At 67.8% G+C, this 5763-nt stretch carries 5 protein-coding genes; all 5 read left to right on the plus strand.

What is annotated here, in order from left to right:
• Nucleotides 1-90: 90 nt before the first annotated feature.
• The gene (locus tag SB4_RS15085; protein ID WP_058753228.1) at nucleotides 91-936 is read left to right on the plus strand and encodes a sulfurtransferase; all 846 of its coding nucleotides are present in this window, start codon (nucleotides 91-93) and stop codon (nucleotides 934-936) included.
• Between the two features lie 4 nt (nucleotides 937-940).
• Entirely contained in the window at nucleotides 941-2137 is a 1197-nt protein-coding gene (metC, locus tag SB4_RS15090; RefSeq protein WP_058753229.1) for a cystathionine beta-lyase, read from the plus strand.
• The gene (locus tag SB4_RS15095) at nucleotides 2134-3426 is read left to right on the plus strand and encodes a mechanosensitive ion channel family protein (RefSeq protein WP_058753230.1); all 1293 of its coding nucleotides are present in this window, start codon (nucleotides 2134-2136) and stop codon (nucleotides 3424-3426) included. The genes metC and SB4_RS15095 overlap by 4 nt, the downstream gene beginning before the upstream one ends.
• 196 nt (nucleotides 3427-3622) lie before the next feature.
• Nucleotides 3623-4459, plus strand: a complete 837-nt coding sequence (locus SB4_RS15100) for a TorF family putative porin (protein WP_058716220.1) — start codon at nucleotides 3623-3625, stop codon at nucleotides 4457-4459.
• A gap of 191 nt (nucleotides 4460-4650) precedes the next feature.
• Nucleotides 4651-5763 (plus strand): energy transducer TonB (locus SB4_RS15105; protein WP_082670203.1); only part of this gene is annotated, 1113 nt, incomplete at its 3' end.

Here is a 5763-nt window from a genome sequence, read left to right on the forward strand (position 1 = left end):
TCCCGCCTGCGGGAGGGGCTTACCGCGCCCCGCTTGCGAGCCCGCCCCCAACGCGCCTAGGTACGGAGCCGACCGACCGAGGAGCCCGAGATGCCGCCACTCCTAAACCCGGAAGAGCTCGCCGCCATCGCAGGCGAAGCGGACGTCCGCATCCTCGACGTCACCTACTTCCTCGACGATGCGGACGGCACCAAGGCCCGACGTGGCTTCGAGGACGGGCATATCCCCGGCGCCCGCTTCCTGCCGATGGGGGCGCTCGCCGATCCCGACAGCGACCTGCCGATGACATTGCCCCCGGCCGAGTATTTCGCCCATGTGCTAACCGAGGCGGGTGTCGGCCGTGCCGACCGGATCGTCCTCTACGACCGTTCCCCGCTGCACAGCGCCGCGCGGGTCTGGTGGCTGCTCAGCCTGTTCGGTGCGCCATCGGTGGCGCTGCTCGACGGCGGGCTGGAGGCTTGGGTAGCGGCGGGGCACCCGGTCATGGTCGGCCCGGCGGGCGCCCCCGAAGCCCCCGGCCTGTTCCTTACGCAAGCCGATCTGGCCCGCGTGCGCAGCCTTCGCGAGGTCCGCACCCATGTCGAGGCGGGCGATGCCCAGATCGTCGATGCCCGCTCGCCCGGCCGCTTCGCCGGGGCCGAGCCCGAACCGCGCCCGGGTGTCGAGCCCGGCCACATCCCTGGCGCGATCAACCTGCCCTATTCCCGCCTGTTCGAGGGCGATGGCCGCTGGAAATCCCCGGACGCCATCGCCGCCGAATTCGCCGCCGCCGGGGTCGATCCCGCAAAACCGATGGTCGCCACCTGTGGCTCCGGCATCACCGCCTGCGTCCTCGCCTTCGGGGCCGAGCGGATCGGCGGCCTGATGCCGGTCTATGACGGCAGCTGGACCGAATGGGGTTCCGACCCCAGCACCCCCAAAGCGAAAGACGCTTGAGACGATGACCGACGACGACCTGCCCATCAAGCCCGCCACCCGTCTGGTCCAGGCGGGCCGCCGCGCCGAATGGACCAAGGGCGTGGTCAACGTCCCCGTCTGGCGCGGCTCGACGGTGCTGTACGACAATGTCGCGCATATGCGCGCCACCGGTGCGGGCGATCTGCACGAGAAGCTGTTCTACGGCCGCAAGGGCCTGCCCACCCAATGGTCGCTGGCCGACGCGCTGACCAGCCTGGAGCCGGGGGCGGAGGCGACCTTCCTCTATCCTTCGGGCGTGGCGGCGATCGCGGCGGCGCTGCTGTCGGTGCTGTCGCCGGGTGACGAGCTGCTGCTGGTCGACAGCGCCTATGACCCGACGCGGGGGCTGGCGACCGGACTGCTGGCGCGGATGGGGATCACGACGCGCTTCTACGATCCGCTGGTGGGGGCTGGCATCGCCGAGCTGATCGGCCCGGCGACCCGCGCGATCTTCCTCGAAAGCCCCGGCTCGCTGACGTTCGAGGTGCAGGATATCTCCGCCATCGTCGACGTCGCCAAGGCGCGTGGGATCACGACGATCCTCGACAACACCTGGGCGACGCCGCTCTTCTTCCCCGCTATCGCCAAGGGTGTCGACCTGACGGTGCTGGCCTGCACCAAGTACATCGTCGGCCATTCGGACGCGATGTTGGGGTCGGTTACCGCCGCGCCATCGCACTGGTCGGCCTTGCGCGACACGAGTTTCCAATTGGGCCAGGTCGCCAGCCCGGACGACGCCTATCTGGGCAGCCGCGGGCTGCGCACCATGGGCGTCCGCCTTGCCCAGCATCAGGCCAGTGCGCTGACCATCGCCCAGTGGCTGGTCGAGCAGCCCGGCGTGGCGCAGGTGCTGCATCCCGCCTTGCCTTCCTGCCCCGGCCATGACGTGTTCGCGCGCGATTTTCTGGGGTCGAGCGGGCTGTTCGCTTTCGTGCTCGACGGTGGCAACGACGCCGCGCGCACCGCGATGCTCGATGGCCTCGCGCATTTCGGACTCGGGTTCAGCTGGGGCGGCTATGAGAGCCTCGCCATCCCCGCCGACCCGCATCGCTATCGCAGCGTGACGCGGCGCGAATTCGCCGGGCCGCTGATCCGGTTGCAAATCGGGCTGGAGGACACGGACGACCTGATCGCCGATCTCGACCGGGGGCTTGCCCGCTTCCGGGCCGCGCGCGGATGACCCTGTTCGAATGGCTTCAGGCGAGCGGCATCGAACTGCCGACCCGTGCCGAGGCCATGGAGGCGGCGGTCGCCTCGGTCCTGACGCTCGCCATGCTGGCGGGCGGCGTGATCGCGGGGCGCAAGCTCGGCCCGCCCATCGCCGCGATGGTGCAGCGCTTCACCATCGCCAAGGGCGAGGTGCTGTACGCGCGGATCTGCGCGATCACCCGGCATGGCACCGCCGCCTTCCTGCTGATGACGCTGGGCGCGATCTGGCCCTGGGATTCGCTGGCGGGGGTGCCGATCGGGCTGGCTCTGGGCGCGTCGGTGGCGCGCGCGGGGTTTCAGCTGCTGCGCGGACTGAACCTGCCGCGCTGGCTGGCCTGGGTCTTCGCCATCGTGTGTTTCGTGGCATTGTTCAGCCGCGAGATCGGGGGGCTGGAACCGGTCAGCCGCTTGGCCGAGCAGATCGGCTTTACCATCGGATCGCGGCGCTTCTCGGTCATGTTGCTGGTGACGATGCTGGTCACGGTGGTCGCGATCCTCGCCGTCACCCGTGCCGTCACGCGCATCACCGAGCAGTGGATCGGCCATGCGCGCGGGTTGGACCCGACGCAGAAGCTGCTGGCGCAGAAACTCGCCAGCATTGCCATCGTCGTCCTCGCCTTCTTCTTTGCGATGGACCTGCTGGAGATCGACCTGACCAGCCTGGCGCTGTTCTCGGGCGGGTTCGGACTGGCGATCGGGTTCGGATTGCAGAAGACGATCGGCAATCTGATCGCCGGGATCATCCTGCTGATGGACCGCTCGATCAAGCCGGGCGACGTCATCGCGCTTCAGAACGAGATCGGCTGGGTGAACAAGATCGGCGTGCGCGCCGTGTCGATCATCACCCGCGACGGCAAGGAGCATCTGATCCCCAACGAGAATCTGATGACGCAGGAGGTGGAGAACTGGTCCTATTCCGACCGCAACGTCCGCGTCCGCATTCCCGTGTCGATCGCTTATGACAACGACCTGAAGCTGGCGCAGGAACTGATGCTGCGCGCCGCACGCGAATCACCGCGTGTCCTGAAAAGCCCCAAGCCGACCGTCTGGCTGATGAGCTTTGGCGACTATGCGCTCCAGCATGAGATATTGGCGTGGATCAGCGACCCGGAAAGCGGCGTCGGCAATGTCCGTTCCGACGTGCTCAACCGCCTATGGTTCCTGTTCAAGGAGCATGGCATCGGCCTGCCCTATCCCCAGCGCGACATTCATATCCGTTCGCTGCCCACGGGGGTGCGGCATGAGAATCTCGACGCCTGATCTGTGTTATTCGCGCAACATCGCGTCATCATGGCATCACCGAGTGTTAGATTATACTTGTGCAGTGCACCACCGCCTGCCAATCTTCCAGACCTCGCTACGGCAGACGGTCCGCCGGGTTTCACCCGACACATAGAGGCCGCACCGGTGCGAGGTTGCAGGTGAGAACATCGAATTTCCGTTTGAAAGGGAAACGATGCGCTTCTCCACGATCCTCCTTGGCGGCCTCTCGCTGGTCGCCGCGACTCCCGCCTTTGCGCAGGACAGCGGTTCCGAAACCGCCGCGCCTTCGGCGATCACCGTCAGCGGCAGCGCCGCGGTCCTGACCGACTATCGCCTGCGCGGCGTGTCGCAGACCAACAAGAACGCCGCCGTCCAGGTCGCGATGACCGTTTCGCATGAAAGCGGATTCTATATCGGCACCTTCGCGTCGAACCTGGCGGGCTGGGGCACGTTCGGCGGCGCCAATATGGAGCTGGATGGCATTGCCGGGTACAAGCACACTTACGGCACCGCGACGGTCGATGCGGGCGTGACCTGGTACACCTATCCGGGCGGCGCGTCGGAAACCGATGTGGTCGAATTCTTCGGTCGCCTGTCGGGCACGGCGGGTCCGGCGACACTGACCGCCGGTGCCTATTACGCGCCCAAGCAGACCTCGCTCGGCAACTTCTCCAACACTTCGTACAGCCGGGGCCAGCGGTGGGATAACATCTATCTGACCGGCGACGGCGCGGCCGCCATCCCGAACACGCCGATCACCGCCAAGGCGCATATCGGCTATTCCAAGGGCAATCCGGGCCTGGGCCCCAACGGCACCAGCCTGTCGCCGACCGGCAGCTATTGGGACTGGTCGCTGGGCGCCGATGTCGCGGTTCACAAGAACCTGACCTTCAACGTGTCCTATGTCGACACCGACATCACCAAGGCGAAGGCCGCCTATATCCAGCCGAACTTCTCGCAATATCAGACGCCAGGGGGCGCCTCGATCTCGGATGCGACGGTGGTCTTCTCACTGACCGCCGCCTTCTGATCGACAGCGAAAGCGTTTCTTGGGGGGAGAAGGGCGGTGCCGATCGCGGTGCCGCCCTTTTTTCATGGTTTCGGGATTGGGGGTGAAAATCCCCCTCGCCTCGCGCCCCGGCAGCCCATAGGCTGTCCCCCGGATCGGTCCCGGCCCGCCATGGCGGCGGCTCTTGTCGGCCGCGTCCCGTGGAGCGCGCGATGATCCGGTTCCTTCCCTCCGCCCCTGCCCTGATCGCCTCGTTCGGCCTGGTGACCGCGTCCGGCGGCGCCCAGTCTCCCAAGACGAATGTTCCGCCACCCATTATTTCGGTCTCGAACCCCCGCGTCCTGATCCAATGGAGCCCCGGCGAGGTCCGGTGCGACGGCGCGGTGCTGGCCGGGCCATTGACGGTCCGGCGGCCCTGGAACCAGCTCGGTTGGGCGGGCGGGAACGGCGCGCGCAGCATCACGATCCGTTTCGCGATCGACGCCACCGGCCGACCTGTGTCGATCGGCCGGGGCGGCACCGACTTCGTGCCCTATTCCGACGATGTCGCGCCCGCGCTGACGGCCAGCCGCTTCGCCGAGCGCGCGCCGCATCAGGACTGCAGCATCACCTACACGATGCGCAGCAGCACCATGGCCGAGGCGGACGCGCCCGAGTTGATGTCCTACACCGTCCATCCGCTGTCGGGCCGCCTGCCCGAGGAGGGGTGGAAGCGGATTCGCGACGCGGCCGGGGATTGCCAGGACCCGCCACAACCGCAACCGCTGGAGCGGCATTATCCCGATTTCGCGACCATCCCGGCGACACCCGGCGTGCGCGACTGGTCGATGATCCGCTATGATGTCGATGCGTCGGGCAAGGTCCGTGCGCCGACCGTGCTGACAGGCACGGGCAACCGGGCGCTCGACGCCGCCGGGCTGAAGGCGATGCGCGAGTCGCGCTTCACCAAGGGCGCGCGCAAGGGCTGCCTCTATCCCTATTGGCGCATGGCGGCCAAGCTGCCCGCCCCCGACATGCCCGAGGCGATCCGCGAAACCAAGGTCGCGGGCCACTGCCCCGATCAGCATGGCTGGGCCGTCCCGCCGCAGCTGCGCTTTCCCGAACCCTATCGCCGCCGCTCGATCGAGGGTTGGGCGGTGATCCGCTATGACGTGGCCCCCTGGGGCGAGACGGGCAACTGGACGGTGGTCGACGCCCAACCCTCGGCCGATTTCGGGACCCAGGCGATCGCGATGATCCGCGCCGCCCGCCTGCCGACCAGCGACCAGGGCTATACCGGCTGCATCGACCGGGTGCGCTTCAACATGGGGCCGCCCGCGCCCGGT

Source organism: Sphingomonas sanguinis (assembly GCF_001476905.1).
Classification (GTDB): Bacteria; Pseudomonadota; Alphaproteobacteria; order Sphingomonadales; family Sphingomonadaceae; genus Sphingomonas; species Sphingomonas sanguinis_B.

Bases quoted from the DNA above. Each gene is read 5' to 3' on its own strand.
- SB4_RS15085 (WP_058753228.1), top strand. From the start codon at position 91: ATGCCGCCACTCCTAAACCCGGAAGAGCTCGCCGCCATCGCAGGCGAA.
- metC (WP_058753229.1), top strand. From the start codon at position 941: ATGACCGACGACGACCTGCCCATCAAGCCCGCCACCCGTCTGGTCCAG.
- SB4_RS15095 (WP_058753230.1), top strand. From the start codon at position 2,134: ATGACCCTGTTCGAATGGCTTCAGGCGAGCGGCATCGAACTGCCGACC.
- SB4_RS15100 (WP_058716220.1), top strand. From the start codon at position 3,623: ATGCGCTTCTCCACGATCCTCCTTGGCGGCCTCTCGCTGGTCGCCGCG.